Source organism: Colwellia sp. 1_MG-2023, assembly GCF_030546755.1.
Lineage (GTDB): Bacteria > Pseudomonadota > Gammaproteobacteria > Enterobacterales > Alteromonadaceae > Thalassotalea_H.
In genome coordinates, this window is the sequence record NZ_JAUOPE010000018.1 from 39,027 (window position 1) to 57,080 (window position 18,054).

Here is an 18,054-nt window from a genome sequence, read left to right on the forward strand (position 1 = left end):
GATGAGTATTTATACCAAGCGTCAAAAAATCCGTGGTTTTACATTAATCGAAGTATTATTGGCGATTGCTATTTTTGCGATGATCAGTTTGGCAAGTTTTAGTGTCTTTGATGGTGTTATTCAAAGTGAACGTTTCTCTAATGAGAAAATGCAAAGGTTAAACGATATTCAACGAGCATGGTTGGTGATCGAACGAGATTTTCTCCAAATTGCGGCCCGTTCTATGCGCGTAGAAGGCGAAACGCCGTTGGAAAATTTTATTCATACTGAACATAGCAGTTTTTCAACCAGTGATGAAAGTATCGCCTTTGTTCGACATGGTTGGACCAACCCAGGTTTATTGATCCCCCGCAGCGACTTACAATCTGTCGCCTATCGTATTAACGACAATGTCCTGGAACGATTACACTTTAATTTTGTAGATGCGGTCACTGGAGAAGAGCCAAGAGCTCGAAAATTAATTGAGCAAGTAACCGCGTTTGATATTGAATATTTTTATAAAAGTAAATGGCAAAACACCTTAATTAAAGCGCAATTTCCCAAAGCAATAAAATTGATTGTCGAAACAGAAGATATAGGTATTATCGAGCGAAAATTTTTGATCGCGGATGGATTAAATGAAGTTCGCATCATGGATCAACGAAGGCCTGACGCTAACGGCGATAGTCAAAATAACTCAACGAACGCGCAACGAGGTAATACGCCTTCGCGATCATCTCAAGGTGATCAGCGATGAGACGTATTCAGGGGAAAGGTGTCGCATTAATTACTGTAATGTTGGTGGTAGCATTAGCGGCCATTATAGCCACGCAAATGTTAGCGCGTTTACAATTACAAGTGCAGCGCACAACGAATATAAACTTTAATCAACAAGCCTACTGGTATGCCATGGGTGCAGAAGCTTTTGCTAAACGCGTACTATTTACTGCCTTTAATGAAGAAAAAGATGTCACCCATTTAGGGCAAATGTGGGCACAAGGAAAAACTACTTATCCGGTTGATTACGGTGAAATTTCTGGTGAAATAACTGATTTACAAGCGTGTTTTAATTTAAATGCGTTGCGATCGCAACCATCTGAAAGGGGCCAAAATAAAAAAGCGCCGGCGAGGCTTGCCTTTGAAGAGTTATTGATTGCCTTAAATATTGATGAGGTGGATGAATTTTCTGCTGAGTATATGGCGGATGCTTTGACAGACTGGCTAGATAGCGATTCCTCTATTGTCAGTGCAGGTGGTGCCGAAGATAATGATTATGCGGCAAAAGCATTTCCCTATTTTCCGGCAAATAATTATTTGGCTAGCGTGAATGAATTACGCGTTATCGAGCATTTTTCGCTTCCGGTGATTCAGGCGTTGAAAGACTATGTTTGTGTTATTCCTAACAATAATTTATATCAAGTGAATATCAATACCTTGTCTCAGGAATCACCCGAGATATTACAGGCGATATTGTCTATGAGTCGTGAAGATGCTGAACAAGCGCTTTCTGCAAGAGAAGAAGATGGTTTTAAAGATCTAAATGCGTTTTTTGAATTACCTGAAATTAAAACGCTAAAATTGACCGAAGAACAAAAACAGCGGTTTGTTGTTGATAGCGAATACTTTAAACTAAAGGCAACAGCAAACTTTAATAATAGCTACTTTCAATTAAATTCTACTTTATATGTAGCTGATAATAATAAAATTAGCGTAATTAGCCGCACTATAGGACGTGACTAATGGCAGAAAATCTAATCATACGTTTAGGCAGTAATTATCACAATACCATTCATTGGATGGTGTGGGACACACACGGGCAAGAAATTATTGCCAGTGGCGAGCTAGCTGGCGCTGAACAACTCTCGCAATTAACCGAAAAAGCACAATCAAGAGAAGTAGTAGTCTTGGTGCCTAGTTGCGATGTTACCTTGAAAAGTTTACATGTACCGGCAAAATCACAAAAAGCTATTCGCCTAGCGGCACCTTACATGCTTGAAGACGAATTAGCCCAAGATGTTGAACAATTATTTTTTGCTTATGGAGACCATAAAACTCCTGCATCAAATGAAAATTGCTTTGTTGCCGTTGTTGAACAACAACAGATGCGACTTTGGTTGAACTGGTTAAATGAAGCGAGTATTTCGACCAAAAGAATGCTGCCTGAGGTATTAGCTTTACCTGATGCCCAGGAAAATTGGCAAGCGATTATGATAGACAACCAAGTGTTGTTAAAACAACATAATTGGCAAGGCGGTTTGTTTGATGAAAACCTTTGGCAACAAGCCAATATGCTATGGAAAAACGGCGAGACGATTAATATTGATGCGTTTTCATCGTTACCAAACTGTGAAGAAAATATCGTCATTCATTCTCAACCAGAAGAATTACCTTTAGCATTATTTGCACAGCAACTTTCACATGCAAATTTCAATTTATTACAAGGTGAGTTTCAAGTTAAGTCAACGCGTTCACCTTTAGTTAAAACTTGGGTATGGGCGGCAGGTTTTGCAGGGTTAGCTTTGCTGGTAAACCTTATCTTAAAATCTGCAACTTTATGGCAGATAGATAATCAAAATAGCGCACTAGAGCAGCAAATTATTGAGCAATATATGTCTGCATTTCCTGAAACTAAACGAGTGCGTATTTCCACCATTAGGTCGCAATTGAAAAGAAAGATGGCTGAAATTGGCGCGACAAGTAATGATGCAAATTTTTTGATGATGCTGACAACTATACAACCAGCCTTTTCACAAGTTCCTCAATTAAAACCAGAGTCAATTAAGTTTGATGGCAAGCGAAGTGAATTACGTATGCAGGCGAGTGCAACGAGTTATCAGCAATTTGAACAATTTAAAACTTTATTAGAGCAACAAGGTTTTTCTGTTTCGCAAGGTGCCCAAAACAATCAAGGCGATCAAATTACGGGTTCATTTAGTATTACCGCTCCTAAAGGAGGTCGATCATGAAAGCTTGGTGGTTAGGTCTTAATGCTCGAGAGCAACGTTTAATTGGTTCGTTAGCGGGTGTGTTATTGGTGTTTGTTTTCTATAGTTTTATTTGGCAGCCTTTACATGAAAATATTGACAAGGGACAAGATAAACTAACTCGTCAACAGGCTTTATTAACCTTTGTTGCAAGTGAAACACAACGTTATAAAGCGGAAAAAAAGGCGGGTAACGGTCAAACTAGTTCAGGGAGTATGTCGTCAATCGTCAATCGTAGTGCTAGACAACAAGCAATAACTATAACGCGTATTCAACCACAAAGTAACAGTGTACAAGTGTGGATAGATAATATTGCTTTTACGCAATTATTAACTTGGTTAGAAACACTCGTTAATGACGAAGGCATTCAAGTAGAAACAATTGATTTAACAAAAGGTGAACAACCTGGGCAAGTGCGAGTGAAGCGTTTGCAGTTAGGAAAGATTTAATGGCTAAGTGGTTTAAGATCAGCGCGGGTGTTATTGGCGTTTATTTCATATGTTTATTGGCATTGATGCCAGCAAGTTTCGTTTTACAATGGGTGACTTTGCCAAGTCAGTTACAATTAAGTGTCGTGAGTGGCACTATTTGGCATAGCAAAATAAAAACAGCTAATTATGATAACTTTTTAGTGAATGATATAGAAATTGAGTTAAGTCCGTTGTCATTATTGACCTTGGACCCTAACATCAAACTTACCTTTGGTGGTGCTTTGGTATCTGGCCCTGAAGGCGTTGCTAATATTAATGGCATATTTTCGGCATTGCGTATAACTGATGCCAATATCTCACTTAGGGCAGATAATATTTCTGCTCATTTAAATTTACCGCTACCAGTTAAAGCGCATGATTTTGTTGATATTAACGTATCTGAGTTTGTTGCCGGTAAAGCAATTTGTCAGTCTTTATCAGGAAACATTGCGTGGAACAAAGCGGCGGTAACTGTCTTAGATCAAAAAGTAGCATTAGGAAAACTATCAACCGCACTTAGCTGCCAGCAAGGTGATGTAGTAATAACATTAGATGAGAAAAATGATTTAGGGTTAAGTTTTTCTGCTTCGGTGGGTCAAGGCTTTGCTGTCTCAGGGAATGGTTATTTAACGCCGAATAGCACTATGCCTAAAGCGTTTGAACAAGTCTTACCCTTTTTAGGAAAACCTGATCGACAAGGGCGATATTTACTTCGCTTTTAATAAGAACTGTGCATGATTAGCACTTCTTAGGGGAATATCTAGAAGTGCTAAAAAGTACTGTACAAGTCATATTTACACCGGTGATTTAAGCTAATTGATTTCGACTTTATCATTGTCCTTTTTTATTGAAAACTCTTTAAATTCTTATGATTAAGTAATTTTGCGTTTACGCTATTTGCTTGTCATAATCAATTTATCATTGTTTAACGATAGAAAAGTATGCATGTAAAAAAAACTATTTTAATTTGTGCGACGATAATATTTGCTTTTAGTCATTTTGCCTTTTCTACCACTATTGTTATTCTTGACCAACACGGTAAACCTTTAGTCGATGCCGTGCTTGAGATCCCTGTTCATCAAGCTGAAAATAAGTATAGTGATACCCCATTAATGATGGATCAAATAGACAAAGCTTTTGAGCCTATCGTATTAATAGCTAACAAAAATAGTTTAGTGTCTTTTCCAAATAGTGATGATATTCGCCATCATGTTTATTCTTTTTCAGCCGCGAAAACATTTGAGTTAAAACTTTACGCATCTCGTCCGAAAGCCCCGATTAAGTTTGAGAAAAGTGGTGTCGTAGTATTAGGCTGTAATATACACGACTCTATGGTGGGTTATATTTATATTCATGATAATACGTTCGCAGTTAAAGCAAATGCTGAAGGAAAAGTTGAGATAGCAGACGTTCCTGCATCTGCCACTTATTTTTATTTATGGCATCCTGATGCAGTACAAGGTGTGGATCACCGAGAAAAATTGCCTATTTCTATACTCACGTCTAACAAAAGTGAGGTCACGATAACAGTGAATACTAAAACTCCGGCACCTCGCAATACTTTTGGAGAATTAAGTAAACATGCTCACTAGGTTAAGTATTCGATCACAGGTAGCTTGGTTATCAGCGTTGCTCATTATTATTACAGCGATCACGCTTACCACAAGTTATGCCTTTAGAACCGCACAATTAACGGAGAAGCAAATTGAGCGACAAATGAGGTATGCTCAAAATGTACTCACGCAATATTTATCATCACAAGAACAATTATTAGTGACGGCAACTCGAGTATTAACGGCTGATTTTGGGTTTAAACAAGCAATTGCCACAAGAGATAAAAATACCATTGAAAGCGTTTTATTAAACCATGGTGAAAGAATCAATGCAGATTTGATGATGATGGTTGATTTGCAAGGTGAACTTATTTCAGTTAGCGCGAAACAAACGATATCAATCGATCAAGCGACAAGTAAAATTAAAACATTATTAGCCAATGCGAATTTGACACAATTTCTTGTGTTTAATAATCGTATTTATCAACTTATTATTTTGCCGGTAAAAGCTCCTAGAGAAATAGGGTATGCGGTTGTAGGTTTTCAATTAAGTCGTGACGCTTTACTCAAATTGAAAAACTTAACATCGCTAGATATTACGTTAGTTGTGAATAAGCAACATATCGTTTCTAGTTTCGGAGACTTTAAAAATACCACACAAGATTTACACGTTACCCCTATAACGACCTTAGACTTATTAATTAACAAAACAAATTACTTTAATAAGCAGGTTCCATTTGATCAAGAAGCAGGTATTTCTGCTGTATTATCAACATCGCTAAAAGAAGTACATGAAGAGTTCAATCAACTTATTTCGTCTATTTTAATCATTGCTTTATTAATCATTTTAATATCGATGTTCTTATCGCGCCTACTGTCTAAGGGAATTTCTACCCCACTTAAATATTTGATGAAATTAACGGCCCGAATTGGTCGTGGTGAATTAAAAATAGAGAAAAATGAGCAACAACTCCCTACGGAATTTAATGAATTATATTATGCGTTTTCAACGATGGGCGAGGCGATTAGTCATCGTGAAAAAGAAATTAAATACCAAGCTGAGCATGATCACCTTACGGGCTTATACAATCGTCAAATGTTACTTAAAATTATCGACCAGCAATTAAATGCAAAAGCTAATTTATTAATTGCTAGTATCAATATCAAAAGCTTTAATCAAATTAATGACACTATTGGCCCTGAAAATGGTGACTTAATATTGCAAGGCTTAGCTTCACGTTTACAAGACTACATAAAAGCACATCATCAAAGTATTAATGTTGGTGCTGCTGGTCGGATTGACTCCGATGAGTTTATTTTAGTGCTAGCGATTTCAGAGATAACAGAAATAGAGCCAGAGTTATTAAATTTACATGACAGATTAACTCAACCCTATTGGCTTGATGATATAAAAATGAATCTTGAATTAAACATAGGTTCGGTAAATTCGATATTGCACGGTACATCCCCTGAGTTATTACTTCGCCGAGTAATCATGGCGATGCGTGCTGCAACAAAAGAGCAAAAATCAATTCGTCAATATGTTGATGGTGAAGATGAAGCGTATTTACAAAAAATACAAATGATTGAAGAACTGCGTATTGCGTTGCATTCAGAAAATAGTCCATTATTTCTGAATTATCAGCCAAAACTTAACTTATCTAATAATAAAATAGAGAAGGCTGAAGCATTAATTCGTTGGATAAATAAAGCGGGAGAATTTGTAAATCCTGAACATTTTGTTAGTTTAGCGGAAAAATCCGGATTAATTGTTACTCTTACCCATTGGGTGATAAAGCATGTTGCTATGCAAATGGAACAATGGAATAAAATTGGTCTTAATATTCGTGTGTCTGTGAATTTGTCAGCACAAGATATTCAACACCCAGAGTTTGTCGATTATTTGCTTTCAACCATCGAAACTTACCAGGTATTACCTAATCAATTAACGCTAGAATTAACAGAGCGAGATTTAGCTGAAAATGAAGAAATTGTTGTTCAAAGGCTTTCGCATCTTCAATCCCTAGGTTTTCAAATTTCGGTTGATGACTATGGTATTGGCCAATCTTCGTTATCTAAACTAAAAAGTTTACCTGTTGATGAATTGAAAATTGATAAATGCTTTATTTTGTCATTAGAAGCATGCCTTAAAGATCAAGATATTGTCAGTTCAACTATTTCTTTAGGACATAAGTTAAATATGCAAGTAGTGGCTGAAGGTGTCGAAAACAAAGAGAGTCTTGCGTTACTGGCATCCTACGGTTGTGAATATGCTCAAGGATATTATATCTCAAGGCCCGTTGACGCCGAGACTTTTGTGCAATGGTATAAGCATTATGAACCGAATTATTAGTCTTTTTTTGTTGCTGTTACCGATGCAGATTTTTGCTAACGGTAAAATTTTGGCTACACCTGGCGTTTCTCAAATTGAAGGGGCAGCAGGAGGAGGCTTAGTACCTTGGGCGCAATTGGCAGGATACGCCACAGAAAATGAAATCGCTCTTTCTGGCTTTTGCTCACTCGCTAATGTTGATGATTTTAGATTAAATGTTTGTGGTGCCCAATTGAATATTTATGACAGGGTTGAGTTGTCATATGCCGAACAACGTTTTGAAGTAAATCCTCTTTCATTAACATTAAAGCAGCATATTATCGGAGCAAAAGTTAGGCTGTATGGGGATATTGTTTATAGTACGTGGCCGCAGTTTTCCGTGGGTATTCAAGCTAAAACGGTCACTACATGGGATATTCCCAGTGCCTTAGGTGCAGAAGATGATAAAGGCATTGATGTGTATCTTGCCGCTAGTAAATTACATCTCGGTGCGGTAGCTGGATATAATTTACTGTGGAATGCAACATTGCGTTATAGCCAAGCAAATGAATTAGGTTTGCTAGGTTTTGGCGGTAAAGAAGGGAATGGTTCAATTAATGCAGAAGTTTCAGCTGCAGTGCTATTGAATAAGCATCTCGCCATCGGTGTAGAATATCGACAAAAACCGGATAATTTAGGATTGAAAGAAGATGATTGGCAAGATGTTTTTGTCGCTTGGTTTCCAAACAAACATATCAATTTTACTCTTGCCTATTTGAATTTGGGGGCTATCGCAGCGATAGATAAGCAACAGGGGTGGTACCTTTCAATGACAGGAACATACTAAGATGAATCAACGTATATTCTTTCTCATCATTATCATCACCTCAATAATGAGCTGCAGTGTTCAAAAGCAAACGACAGAAACTCAGCAAACTCTTTATCAAGCCATTGGTGGAGCACCTCAAGTTGAGAAAATTGTTGATGCTTTTATTATTAACATAGCAAATGACCCTCAAGTGATTGGTTATTTTACCCATACGAATGTTGACTACTTTAGACAAGGTTTTATTCAACATTTTTGCCAAGCTTTAAGCGGGCCTTGTACGTTTGAAGGTGACAGTATGCAAGACATTCATACTGGTATGTACATCACAGAAGGAGATTTTAATCGAGTAGTTGAATTGCTCATAAAAGCCTTAGAGCAAACGAAGGTGAGTTATCCTTTGCAAAATAAAATACTCAATAAGCTTGCTCCTTTACGTGATGATATTATTAAAATATAAGTTAATCAGCGTATTGGGTTTTTTAGAATATCCGTTACTAATGTTCGAAAGTCAGTCACAGAAGCGTAATCAGTGATGATGCGCGTAGGCTTTTGACTATCTGGATTAGCGACAGCCAATAAATGCTTAATACCAAATTCTTTCGCCGAATCAAGAATTTCAAGACTATCATCAACAAATAGCGTACTCGATAACTCAAAAGGTTGTTTGGCTTGCAAACGTTGCCATAGTTTTTGAGATTCTTTTGTGACACCAAATTCGTGGGTTGAATACAAAACATCAAAATACTGATCTAACTGTGTGTGCTCTATTTTCAGCGATAGGCTGTCTGGATGCGCATTTGTCACTAAAATTATTTCTCGGCCTGATTCTTTTAAGGCAATTAAAAAGTCATGTGCGTCATCACGAAGTTGTATTAAATGCTGAACCTCACGTTTTAACGTGGTAATAGGTAACTTAGTTTGCTTTGCCCAATAATCAAGGCAATACCAATCGATAGTACCAGAGACTTTTTCATAATGATCCACTAAGTTTTGCTTTGCTTGTGAGAGAGATAACTTAGCATCTTCACTATAACGTTGTGGCAAATGATGCAGCCAAAAATGATTGTCAAAATGCAAATCGAGGATTGTGCCGTCCATATCCAATAAAACTGTCGAAATTTTTGACCAATCAAGCATAGATTTTTCCTAGTAATACAAGTTATCTAAGGTATTATATCTAATAATAAAAAAGCGTTCTGAAGTTATTTACTGATTTGCCAAACATTATGACAGAAAAAAACAACTTACCTTTGATCCGAAACCGCAGACAAATTGCGAAAAGTAATTTATTTGCGATTGAACAAATAGATCTCACGTTCAGTAACGGTGTTGAACGGGTTTATGAACGCATGGAAGGGTCAGGACGTGGCTCTGTGATGATAGTACCGTTAATGGATGACGAAACTATCTTGTTAGTGAAAGAATATTGTGCTGGCACGCATAGTTATGAATTAGGTTTTCCTAAGGGATTAATAGACCCTGGAGAACAAGCGGTGGAAGCGGCGAATAGAGAATTAAAAGAAGAGATAGGTTTTGGAGCCGAACAGCTCGATCTTTTGCATACCGTGGCTATGGCTCCGGCTTTTTTTTCTGGCACGATGGAAATTTTTATCGCCAAGCAGCTTTATCCTGAGCAACTTGCTGGGGATGAACCTGAGCCATTAGACGTTATTCAGTGGAAATTATCTGATTATGCTGCATTACTGGCACAACCTGATTTTAATGAAGCCCGTAGCATTGCTGCATTAATGTTAATAAGAGATAAATTAAAGGATGAGCAATGAAGCTAGAACAACTATTAACCATTGCTCTTGAAAGTAGCAAAAAGGCGGGTGTCGAAGTTGTTAAACATTATAAACGTGGTGATTATACCGCTGAAATAAAAGAAGATAATAGCCCTGTTACTAGTGCTGATATAGCAGCAAATGATATTTTAATGGCTGAGCTTTCGCGGTTAACACCCGATATTCCTATTATTTCAGAAGAAGTTGGCGCGCTACCTTTACAAGATCGCAAAGCCTGGTCTCGATATTGGTTACTAGATCCAATTGACGGTACCGGTGAATTTATTATTGGTAGTGGTGATTTTGCCGTTAATGTAGCCCTTGTTGAAAATGGTTGGCCGGTTATTGGGGTGATCCATGCACCCGATCATCAATTAACTTACTACGCACAAAAAGGAGTAGGGGCTTTTAAAGAAAGCGCGCAAGGAAGTCAGCAAATTTCTGTAAAGCCTTATGATGGAAAGCGTAAAATAAATGTCGCGATCAGTCGTCGACAAAAACTCAGTTTAATGGGGCAATATTTAAACGATGCATTTGAATTCGATTATATTGCGCTAGGTAGTTGTTCATTAAAAAATTGTTTAATTGCCGAAGGTGGCGCTGACTGTTATTTACGCATTGGGCCTACTGGAGAGTGGGATACAGGCGCAAGCCAATGCATTTTAGAGGAAGCAGGTGGTACAATATTAGACAGTGAATTTAATGCCTTATCGTATAATGTACGTGAAAGCTTACTCAACCCTGATTTCATCTCATTAGGGAATAAAAGTATTCCTTGGCAGAAAATTATTAAGCCTCATCGGGCAATCCGTTAAATAATGCTACTCAATTTACAATCACTTAAAGGGACAAAATGAACATACATTTCAAAAAAATTACTGGATTATTATTGGCTGGTTTGTTTAGTTGTTATAGTGCCGCAGAGTGGCAATTAACACCTACAGATTCAACCCTTAACTTTATCTCGGTAAAGAAAACGCATCTCGTTGAAAATCATTCTTTTAACAATTTTTCTGCCTCTATTACTGAAAAAGGACAAGTTAATTTATCAATCGACTTAACGAGTGTTGATACTAAAATTGCTATTCGTGATCAACGGATGAAAGATTATCTTTTTAATACTAAGATTTTCCCTAAAGCGACTTTTACAACGCAATTAAATGATAAAGCGTTAGCAAGTTTAGCAAATGGTGCCAGTGAAAATATGATGGTTACTGGTGAAATTGACTTACATGGTCAAAAGCAAACGATTACTATAAAGGTTTTAGTCACTAAATTAACCGCAAAAAAATTACTCGTAGTTAATCTAGAGCCTTTGATTATTAGTGCAGAAGATTTTGACTTGATAGCAGGTATTAATAAACTGCAATCGTTGGCAAATTTACCCAGTATCACACATCGGGTGCCAGTCAACTTTGTGTTAACTTTTACTCATCAATAAACTGGTTTTGTGCGAATTGCTCTGCGGGTAAAATATTAACCGTTTGATGTAATTCCGAATAAACTAATACGGCCTTTTCTTGCACAAGTTGTTGTTTAACTTGTGCAATCTTTTCAGATAAGCTTGCTTCATTAACTCCATACTCGGTTCCTTCTGTTAAAACAAAAGCTTCTATGACCGCGTTAAGCGTTTCTGGAGGCAAAGACTGGTAAGGTATTATCATAAAGTTATTTCGGTTTTTTATTGAAGTATCGAGAATCGATTATGAGTTTAACGCTTAGCAATAAAAAAGCCTACAGGTAAGTAGGCTAGAATTGATTATATTTTTGAGCGTTAAGAAGTTAACGCGTTAAATTAATTGATTAATCAATAAACCTTTACGGGCTTCATTATCTTTTTTGGCAATGATAGTTGCTTGCAATAAGGTATCTAACTTTTCTTCTTCACCAGCGGTTTTTGCAAAATCTGTATCTTGAATGCGAGACCGAGACTCACTGACATTGACACGGCTAGTTTCATAGGTTGAAACTTGACTTGCTAATGCGTTGGTTTCTGCGCCAAGCGCCGATGCTGTTTCGCTTAAGGTTTCAAAAGCTGTGTCTAATGCGCCTTGCGTAGTAGTTGGATCACTTGCATCTAAACCTGATAAGAAGTTTGGATCATCAAGCACTTCAGCGGCAATGGTATTTATTTGTTCGGTAATTTGATCAAGTTCACCTTGAATAGCACTACTGTTATTTAGCGGACTACCTGACTGAACTGAAAGCTCTTTTGCTCGTTGTAAGCCATCGGTAATTGACGCGAGTTGACCAGATTGAACATTATTAAGGTTAATTTGATCTTGAGAGTTAACACTAAGTTGTTGATAACTGTTTACTTGAGAAGTTAATCTGTTCGCTATCTGTAAGCCTGCAGCATCATCAGCGGCACTATTAATACGTTTGCCAGAAGCTAGTTTCTCGGCTTTTTCTTCACGCTCTTGTGTTAAGCGTTCGATAAAGCTTAATGATGAGGAAGTTTGATTAATAGAGACATTCATAAACATCACCTTTAAAAATTAAATGAATAACGACAAAATATTCAAATTAACTATAGCAAAAAATAAACGTCGTCGCTCATAAAATATACAGCGTTTTAGGTGTTGCGCATTAAAATATTATTTAATTACAAATAAATCATCGCTCTATCGCAGAAAATTTAATTATTTTCTTCAATGTTTTTGAAGAAGTAATAGACATAAAAACTGCAAATACCAATAACTGTGGTTAAACCGATAAAAGAAATTAACACAATAGGATCATTGATTAACATATGTAAAAGATTCATAGGATACTCCAAGTGCATTGAAAAACCATTATTTCTATAAGGGTATTCTACTGTATTAAATGGAGTAATAATGTGATGTAGATCAAGTTAAGAATGGAAACTGTTTCAGCCCGAAAAATGTAATTCGGGCTTTCGGTATCGTCAGATGCAATTAACTAATAACGTTGTTGCGCTCGTTTTTTATTTTTTAAATCGATTTGTTCAATAATTTGTGCGTAGAGAGAATTAGCGTGGTCACGTCCTTTTTGAATATCGTCAACGCTGAGCTTATGTTCATCCATATCTCTGCTTTTAATCGCAGGCGTATAGCCGCTTCGTGCCGCAATATAATTCCAAACATAAGACATCTCGGTACTTTTCTTGACACCTTTACCTTCAAAATACATTAATGCTAAATTAAATTGCGCTAAAGTATAATTTTGTCTTGCTGCCATTTCATACCATTTTGCTGCTTTGGCAAGATCTCTGTCGACGCCTATCGCATTAGCATACATAACACCTAAATTAAATTGCGCACTTGGTAGTTCTTTATTGGCTGCTTTTTCCATTAAAACAAATGCTGTTTTCAAATCTTTTTTAACAATTTCTCCTTCACTATACATCACAGATAAATTAAATAGCGCGTCTGGGTAATTTTGTGCGGCAGCTAAACTCATAAATTCGAAAGCTTTTTGTGGATCTTTCTTAACACCCCAGCCATTTTCATAAATTAATGCCATTTGATATTGTGCAGGAGAATACTCTTCGGCAATTAAAGGCTCAAATTCGGCGATAGCTGCTTTAAATTCACCTCTATTAAGTTGAAAAATGCCTAACTCTAAATCGCCATCAAAACTATAGGCAAAAAAGTTAATTGAAAATGTTAGAAGTAATGCTATTGATTGAATTGTTTTCATAAAGCACCTTTGTGTATTTTTAATGTTCATTTCATTCTTCTTAAGTGTAGCAATGGATCGGAAAAGTTCGCTATTGTTGTGACATTATTTCTTCTATTTGTTCTTCAAGCTCAAGCCATAACATCTCGTTTTCTTCAATATTTTGTTTTAATTTTCCTTGTTCTTTCATAAGTTCTGCTAAGCGAGCTTTATGCTCTGCTTGATAAATTTCACTATCAGCTAAAATGTTTTCTACTTCAGTCAGTTTTGCTTGCCACTGTTGTATTTTTTTCTCGTATTGTTGTGCTTGTTTTTTTAATGGAGCTGCGATTTTTCTTAATTCTGCCTGCTGTTGTCGCTGCTGCTTTTTATCCACTGATACAGTATTGCTTGCTGATAACTTTTCTGAACTTTTAGTTGTTTGACGCGCTAGTTTTTTGTCGTCATTTAACCATTGTTGGTAATCATCAATATCACCCGAAAATTCGCTGACTTGGCCATTTGCCACGAGATAAAATTCATCCACGCAAGATTCAAGTAAATACCTGTCATGGGCAATAAGAATAATAGCGCCATTAAAATCCTGTAAAGCTAATACCAATGCTTGGCGCATTTCTAAATCGAGATGGTTAGTAGGTTCATCTAATAATAATAATTGCGGTTTATCTAAAACAATGAGTGCTAAAACTAGACGAGCTTTTTCACCACCTGACATCGTTTTTACCGGTGATAATGCTTGGTCGCCACTAAAGCCAAAACGACCTAAAAATGTTCGAGCTTGTAGCTCTTTGAAGTCAGGTTTGGCGCGAATAATATGATCAATCGCGCTTGAAGGAATGTGTAATTGTTCAAGTTGATGTTGTGAAAAATAACCAATTCTAAGTTCTTGAGCGCAATAACGTGTGCCTTTTAGAATATTGATATCACCGGCTAACGACTTAATCAAGGTCGACTTACCCGCACCATTTCGACCAAGCAACCCGATACGACTGCCCGGTACTAAAGAAATATTAGCGTGTTTTAATATGATGGCATCGTCGCTGTAACCACATACACTGTCGTCTAGTGATAACAAAGGGTAGGGCATGTAGTCAGGTTTCTCGAAACTAAAGGTAAATTGACTATCTACATGTGCAGGCGCTAAATCTGGCAGTTTTTGTAAGCGTTTTAAACGGCTTTGTGCTTGCTTTGCTTTACTCGCTTTCGCTCTAAAGCGATCGACAAAAGCGGTGAGGTGTGCCACTTCTTTTTGTTGCTTTTGAAATTGTGCATCTTGTTGAGCCAATTGTTCCGCGCGTTGGCGCTCAAAAGCTGTGTAATTACCAGAATAGAGTTTCGCGGTTTGTTGTTCGATATGTAAAATTTGACCGATAACATCGTCTAGAAAATCTCTATCATGCGAAATAAGCACTAAAGTACCGGTATATCGCTTTAACCAACGTTGTAACCAAATTACCGCATCTAAGTCTAAATGGTTAGTCGGTTCATCCAGTAACATTAAATCAGCACGGCTGATGAGCGCTTGTGCTAAGTTTAATCGCATGCGCCAACCACCCGAAAAGTCTTTAACGGGATGAGTTAATTGTTCTTGTAAAAATCCTAAACCATGGAGCAATTCTCCTGCTCTCGCCGGCAAAGAATAACCATGAATAGTGTCTATTTGATTGATAATGGTTGCTTCTAAATTACCATTGTCATCTATTCGGGCTTGGGCTAATTGGCTTTCCAAGGCTCGAAATTCTTGATCACCATCTATCACATAATCTAGAGCTGATTTATCAAGTGCCGGTGTTTCTTGCTTTACGGTCGCTATTTTCCATGTAGCTGGCATTGATATTTCACCACTATCAGGTTGAAGTTGACCGAGTAGTGCCGCAAATAAAGATGATTTTCCACAGCCGTTGGCGCCAACCAAGCCTACTTTATGATTAGGATGAATAGTAAAGCTTGATGATTTTATTAAGTTTTTGATGCCTCGATCTAAACTTAAGTCTACTGCGGTGATCATGTTTTTTCCTTTTGATACGTTTTCGACGCTATTGTCGCTTTTCCTTGTAGGGTTATTCAAGGTAAAATGTCGATAATTCGCGCTTTATATAAGAAACAAAAGTTAACTATGAAAAAAAGATTCATCGCAGGTGCTACATGCCCTAAATGTCAAGCGGTTGATACTATGGCTTTGACAAAAGAAAATGATGTCGAGAAAGTCACCTGTGTTAATTGTGGTGACCAAATGAGCCAACCAGAAGAACATATCGTGAAAGATGTTCGACCGTTAGAACAAGTTATTGGCGTCTTTAAACCTTAATAAATAATCTCTGTGTTACGAATTTTCAGTGATTAATGTCTAATACATTAATAATGTGGAGGAGGCGGCTCTATTTCTTCTGTTGTTGATTGGTTAGGGGTATTGTCCTTTATTCTATTCGCTATTAATTTTAGTTGAGCTTTTAAATTACTGATCTCATCTTGATGAATCGCTAATTCATTATTAAGTTGCTCTATGATGTCGTCTTGAAATGCATTTCTAGACTCTAATGCTTCAATACTGGTTTCTAGTTTTTCTATCGATGAAGCTAAAGGTTTGTCTGCCATAATTCAGCAAATCCTGATGATGATTCGGTTAAGATAAAATTATTATCGCTAAAAGCAACGCTATACACAACCGCTCCAGCAGGACGAATATCTTTTCTTGGTGTCACTCGCCAACTAGTGAGGCGTTTTCCGTTCGTTATTTGCCAAATACTCACTTTACGCGAAGGCGCACCTGTCACTAAGTATTGCCCGTCAGGTGAAAAACGAACTGAACTGAACACTTCTTGTCGGTTTGCATATTGTAATTGACTGATAAGTTTTCCATTTTTTAAATCCCAAATGTTTGCTGACTTTTTACTGTCAGCGGTAAAGGCATAACGCCCTTGCGCGTCAAAAGCGACCATAGTTACACGACTAGGATGATTAAATCGATATATCACTTGGCCTGTTTGTGTATCCCACACATAAGCAACAAAGTCATTCGAGCCAGAGATGGCAATGCGACCATTTGGTAACATATCAACGGAATTTATTTTTTCTTCATGCCCTAGAAATTCAATTCGTCTGCCGGTTTTTGGCGTTAAATGGACAACTTTGCCATCGCCTTTACCTAATAATATATATTTACCATTATTAGCAAGAGCGATATCTCTGATATTTGAATCTTTGATTTGCCAATAACCTTCCGAACTGCCCGTAGTTGTATTCCATAAAGAAAAGTTGGTGCGGCTGGCGGTTAAAACATGGCTATTATTATCTGAAATATCGGTGGCAAGTACGAGGTTATCAGCGGTGTTTTGTTGCTGTGACCAATTGAATTTTAAGGCATTGTTTTCAATGTCCCATAAACTGATGCCGTGATGAATTGAAGAAACTACACTGAGTTTGCCATCATTTGAAATATTGGCGGCATAAGCCCCTTCTACCGCATGTTGCCATCGCTCAAGTGGTTTTTGTCCGGATGGCTGACAAGCTGTTACTAAAAGACTAAACATGATGCCATAGAGGAAAAGGTAACTTCGTTTACAATTCGTCAAAATATTCTACTTTTCTCTTTTGGTGTTTATCGTTAGTATAAGTTCTTTTTTAGCACATGTGTAATACACATACTATTTAGCTCTGATTAAAAAATAATATTTAGCAGAGCATTTTGATGGAGAAATGAATGAAATTGTTTAAACCCACTTTAGTGGCCTTGGCCCTTGTATCTGTAATTGGTTGTCAGGAAACAAAACAAGAAGAAAAAGCGCCGGTATTAGACACTGAAGTGCAAAAGCAAGCTTATAGCTTAGGTGCATCAATTGGTATGTTTACTCAACGTAACTTAACAGAACAAGAAAAATTAGGTTTAACGCTTGATAAAGCACTTATTCTTCGAGGCTTTAAAGATAGCCTTGCCGGTAAATCAGCGATTGAAAAAGAAGAAATTCAAGCTCTAATGATGAACCTTGAACAAACAATGAAGGCGAAACAGCAAGAAGCGGCAACTAAAGCAGCTGAAGAAAATATTGCACAAGGACAAAAGTTTCTTGAAGAAAACGCCAAAAAAGAAGGCGTTCAAGTGACTGAATCAGGTATTCAGTACTTGGTTATTACAGAAGGCGAAGGTAAAAAGCCAGCAGCAACTGATCGCGTTAAAGTACATTATAAAGGAATGTTCTTAAATGGTGATGAGTTCGATAGCTCTTATAGTCGTAATGAACCGGCAGTGTTTGGTTTAAATCAGGTCATTAGAGGTTGGACTGAAGGTGTTCAGTTGATGAGTGTTGGCTCAAAATACAAATTTGTTATTCCTTCTGAACTTGCCTACGGTCCAAATGGTAATCCACCACGTATTCCAGGCAACTCAGTATTACAATTTGAAATAGAGTTACTTGAAATTATAAAAAAAGCAGAAGCGCCGAAAGTTGGCGATAAGTAACTAAAACTTATTCTTTAATCAAAACAAAAAACCAGTGCTCGTCCGG

At 37.2% G+C, this 18,054-nt stretch carries 22 protein-coding genes; 14 read left to right on the top strand and 8 right to left on the bottom strand.

Going from position 1 to position 18,054, the window contains the following annotated elements:
• Position 1 precedes the first annotated feature (1 nt).
• The 9 genes from gspJ to Q4493_RS16850 all read left to right on the top strand — a co-directional run bounded on the left by gspJ (position 2) and on the right by Q4493_RS16850 (position 8,583).
• Complete coding sequence (gene gspJ, locus Q4493_RS16810) at positions 2-736, top strand: type II secretion system minor pseudopilin GspJ (protein ID WP_303455153.1); 735 nt, start codon at positions 2-4, stop codon at positions 734-736.
• Complete coding sequence (gspK, locus tag Q4493_RS16815; RefSeq protein ID WP_303455156.1) at positions 733-1,719, top strand: type II secretion system minor pseudopilin GspK; 987 nt, start codon at positions 733-735, stop codon at positions 1,717-1,719. The genes gspJ and gspK overlap by 4 nt, the downstream gene beginning before the upstream one ends.
• The gene (gene gspL / locus Q4493_RS16820) at positions 1,719-2,945 is read left to right on the top strand and encodes a type II secretion system protein GspL (RefSeq protein WP_303455159.1); all 1,227 of its coding nucleotides are present in this window, start codon (positions 1,719-1,721) and stop codon (positions 2,943-2,945) included. Before gspK ends, gspL begins: the two co-directional genes overlap by 1 nt.
• Positions 2,942-3,412, top strand: coding sequence for a type II secretion system protein M (locus Q4493_RS16825; RefSeq protein WP_303455162.1), 471 nt, complete (start codon positions 2,942-2,944; stop codon positions 3,410-3,412). Before gspL ends, Q4493_RS16825 begins: the two co-directional genes overlap by 4 nt.
• On the top strand, positions 3,412-4,155 hold the full coding sequence (locus Q4493_RS16830; protein ID WP_303455165.1) for a type II secretion system protein N: 744 nt from the start codon (positions 3,412-3,414) through the stop codon (positions 4,153-4,155). Before Q4493_RS16825 ends, Q4493_RS16830 begins: the two co-directional genes overlap by 1 nt.
• A gap of 219 nt (positions 4,156-4,374) precedes the next feature.
• Positions 4,375-5,025 (top strand): methylamine utilization protein, encoded by a 651-nt coding sequence (locus Q4493_RS16835; protein WP_303455168.1) that lies wholly within the window; start codon positions 4,375-4,377, stop codon positions 5,023-5,025.
• Positions 5,015-7,339 (top strand): EAL domain-containing protein, encoded by a 2,325-nt coding sequence (locus Q4493_RS16840; protein WP_303455171.1) that lies wholly within the window; start codon positions 5,015-5,017, stop codon positions 7,337-7,339. Before Q4493_RS16835 ends, Q4493_RS16840 begins: the two co-directional genes overlap by 11 nt.
• The gene (locus tag Q4493_RS16845; RefSeq protein WP_303455179.1) at positions 7,323-8,144 is read left to right on the top strand and encodes a DUF3034 family protein; all 822 of its coding nucleotides are present in this window, start codon (positions 7,323-7,325) and stop codon (positions 8,142-8,144) included. Before Q4493_RS16840 ends, Q4493_RS16845 begins: the two co-directional genes overlap by 17 nt.
• A 1-nt stretch (position 8,145) precedes the next feature.
• Positions 8,146-8,583 (top strand): group 1 truncated hemoglobin, encoded by a 438-nt coding sequence (locus Q4493_RS16850; protein ID WP_303455181.1) that lies wholly within the window; start codon positions 8,146-8,148, stop codon positions 8,581-8,583.
• 5 nt (positions 8,584-8,588) lie between these two features.
• On the opposite strand, the gene yrfG is transcribed toward Q4493_RS16850, so the two are convergent.
• Positions 8,589-9,263 carry a GMP/IMP nucleotidase gene (gene yrfG, locus Q4493_RS16855; RefSeq protein WP_303455184.1) on the bottom strand — a complete coding sequence of 225 codons (675 nt, stop codon included), beginning with the start codon at positions 9,261-9,263 and terminating at the stop codon, positions 8,589-8,591.
• A gap of 89 nt (positions 9,264-9,352) precedes the next feature.
• On the opposite strand from yrfG, the gene nudE reads away from it, so the two are divergent.
• The 3 genes from nudE to Q4493_RS16870 are packed head-to-tail and all read left to right on the top strand — an operon-like array spanning position 9,353 to position 11,351.
• Positions 9,353-9,910, top strand: a complete 558-nt coding sequence (gene nudE, locus Q4493_RS16860) for an ADP compounds hydrolase NudE (RefSeq protein WP_303455186.1) — start codon at positions 9,353-9,355, stop codon at positions 9,908-9,910.
• Positions 9,907-10,725 carry a 3'(2'),5'-bisphosphate nucleotidase CysQ gene (gene cysQ / locus Q4493_RS16865; protein ID WP_303455188.1) on the top strand — a complete coding sequence of 273 codons (819 nt, stop codon included), beginning with the start codon at positions 9,907-9,909 and terminating at the stop codon, positions 10,723-10,725. Before nudE ends, cysQ begins: the two co-directional genes overlap by 4 nt.
• 38 nt (positions 10,726-10,763) lie before the next feature.
• Positions 10,764-11,351, top strand: coding sequence for a YceI family protein (locus tag Q4493_RS16870; RefSeq protein ID WP_303455191.1), 588 nt, complete (start codon positions 10,764-10,766; stop codon positions 11,349-11,351).
• On the opposite strand, the gene Q4493_RS16875 is transcribed toward Q4493_RS16870, so the two are convergent.
• The 5 genes from Q4493_RS16875 to Q4493_RS16895 all read right to left on the bottom strand — a co-directional run bounded on the left by Q4493_RS16875 (position 11,338) and on the right by Q4493_RS16895 (position 15,560).
• Positions 11,338-11,574: a YheU family protein gene (locus tag Q4493_RS16875; RefSeq protein WP_303455193.1), complete on the bottom strand. Its 237-nt coding sequence runs from the start codon at positions 11,572-11,574 to the stop codon at positions 11,338-11,340. The genes Q4493_RS16870 and Q4493_RS16875 overlap by 14 nt on opposite strands.
• 126 nt (positions 11,575-11,700) lie before the next feature.
• Positions 11,701-12,390 carry a flagellin gene (locus Q4493_RS16880; protein WP_303455195.1) on the bottom strand — a complete coding sequence of 230 codons (690 nt, stop codon included), beginning with the start codon at positions 12,388-12,390 and terminating at the stop codon, positions 11,701-11,703.
• A gap of 158 nt (positions 12,391-12,548) precedes the next feature.
• On the bottom strand, positions 12,549-12,677 hold the full coding sequence (locus Q4493_RS16885; protein ID WP_303455197.1) for a DUF3149 domain-containing protein: 129 nt from the start codon (positions 12,675-12,677) through the stop codon (positions 12,549-12,551).
• Positions 12,678-12,832: 155 nt separating this feature from the next.
• Positions 12,833-13,573, bottom strand: a complete 741-nt coding sequence (locus Q4493_RS16890; protein WP_303455199.1) for a tetratricopeptide repeat protein — start codon at positions 13,571-13,573, stop codon at positions 12,833-12,835.
• Positions 13,574-13,643: 70 nt separating this feature from the next.
• The gene (locus Q4493_RS16895; RefSeq protein WP_303455200.1) at positions 13,644-15,560 is read right to left on the bottom strand and encodes an ATP-binding cassette domain-containing protein; all 1,917 of its coding nucleotides are present in this window, start codon (positions 15,558-15,560) and stop codon (positions 13,644-13,646) included.
• 108 nt (positions 15,561-15,668) lie between these two features.
• On the opposite strand from Q4493_RS16895, the gene Q4493_RS16900 reads away from it, so the two are divergent.
• Positions 15,669-15,860, top strand: a complete 192-nt coding sequence (locus Q4493_RS16900) for a YheV family putative zinc ribbon protein (protein ID WP_303455202.1) — start codon at positions 15,669-15,671, stop codon at positions 15,858-15,860.
• 47 nt (positions 15,861-15,907) lie between these two features.
• Here the strand turns inward: Q4493_RS16900 and Q4493_RS16905 are convergent, their stop codons facing one another.
• Together Q4493_RS16905 and Q4493_RS16910 are read right to left on the bottom strand one after the other, a co-directional pair.
• Positions 15,908-16,147, bottom strand: a complete 240-nt coding sequence (locus tag Q4493_RS16905; RefSeq protein WP_303455204.1) for a SlyX family protein — start codon at positions 16,145-16,147, stop codon at positions 15,908-15,910.
• The gene (locus tag Q4493_RS16910) at positions 16,129-17,124 is read right to left on the bottom strand and encodes a WD40 repeat domain-containing protein (RefSeq protein WP_303455207.1); all 996 of its coding nucleotides are present in this window, start codon (positions 17,122-17,124) and stop codon (positions 16,129-16,131) included. Before Q4493_RS16910 ends, Q4493_RS16905 begins: the two co-directional genes overlap by 19 nt.
• Before the next feature lie 128 nt (positions 17,125-17,252).
• On the opposite strand from Q4493_RS16910, the gene fkpA reads away from it, so the two are divergent.
• A complete protein-coding gene (fkpA, locus tag Q4493_RS16915; protein WP_303455209.1) occupies positions 17,253-18,008 on the top strand; it encodes an FKBP-type peptidyl-prolyl cis-trans isomerase in 756 nt (251 codons plus the stop codon).
• Positions 18,009-18,054: the final 46 nt, after the last annotated feature.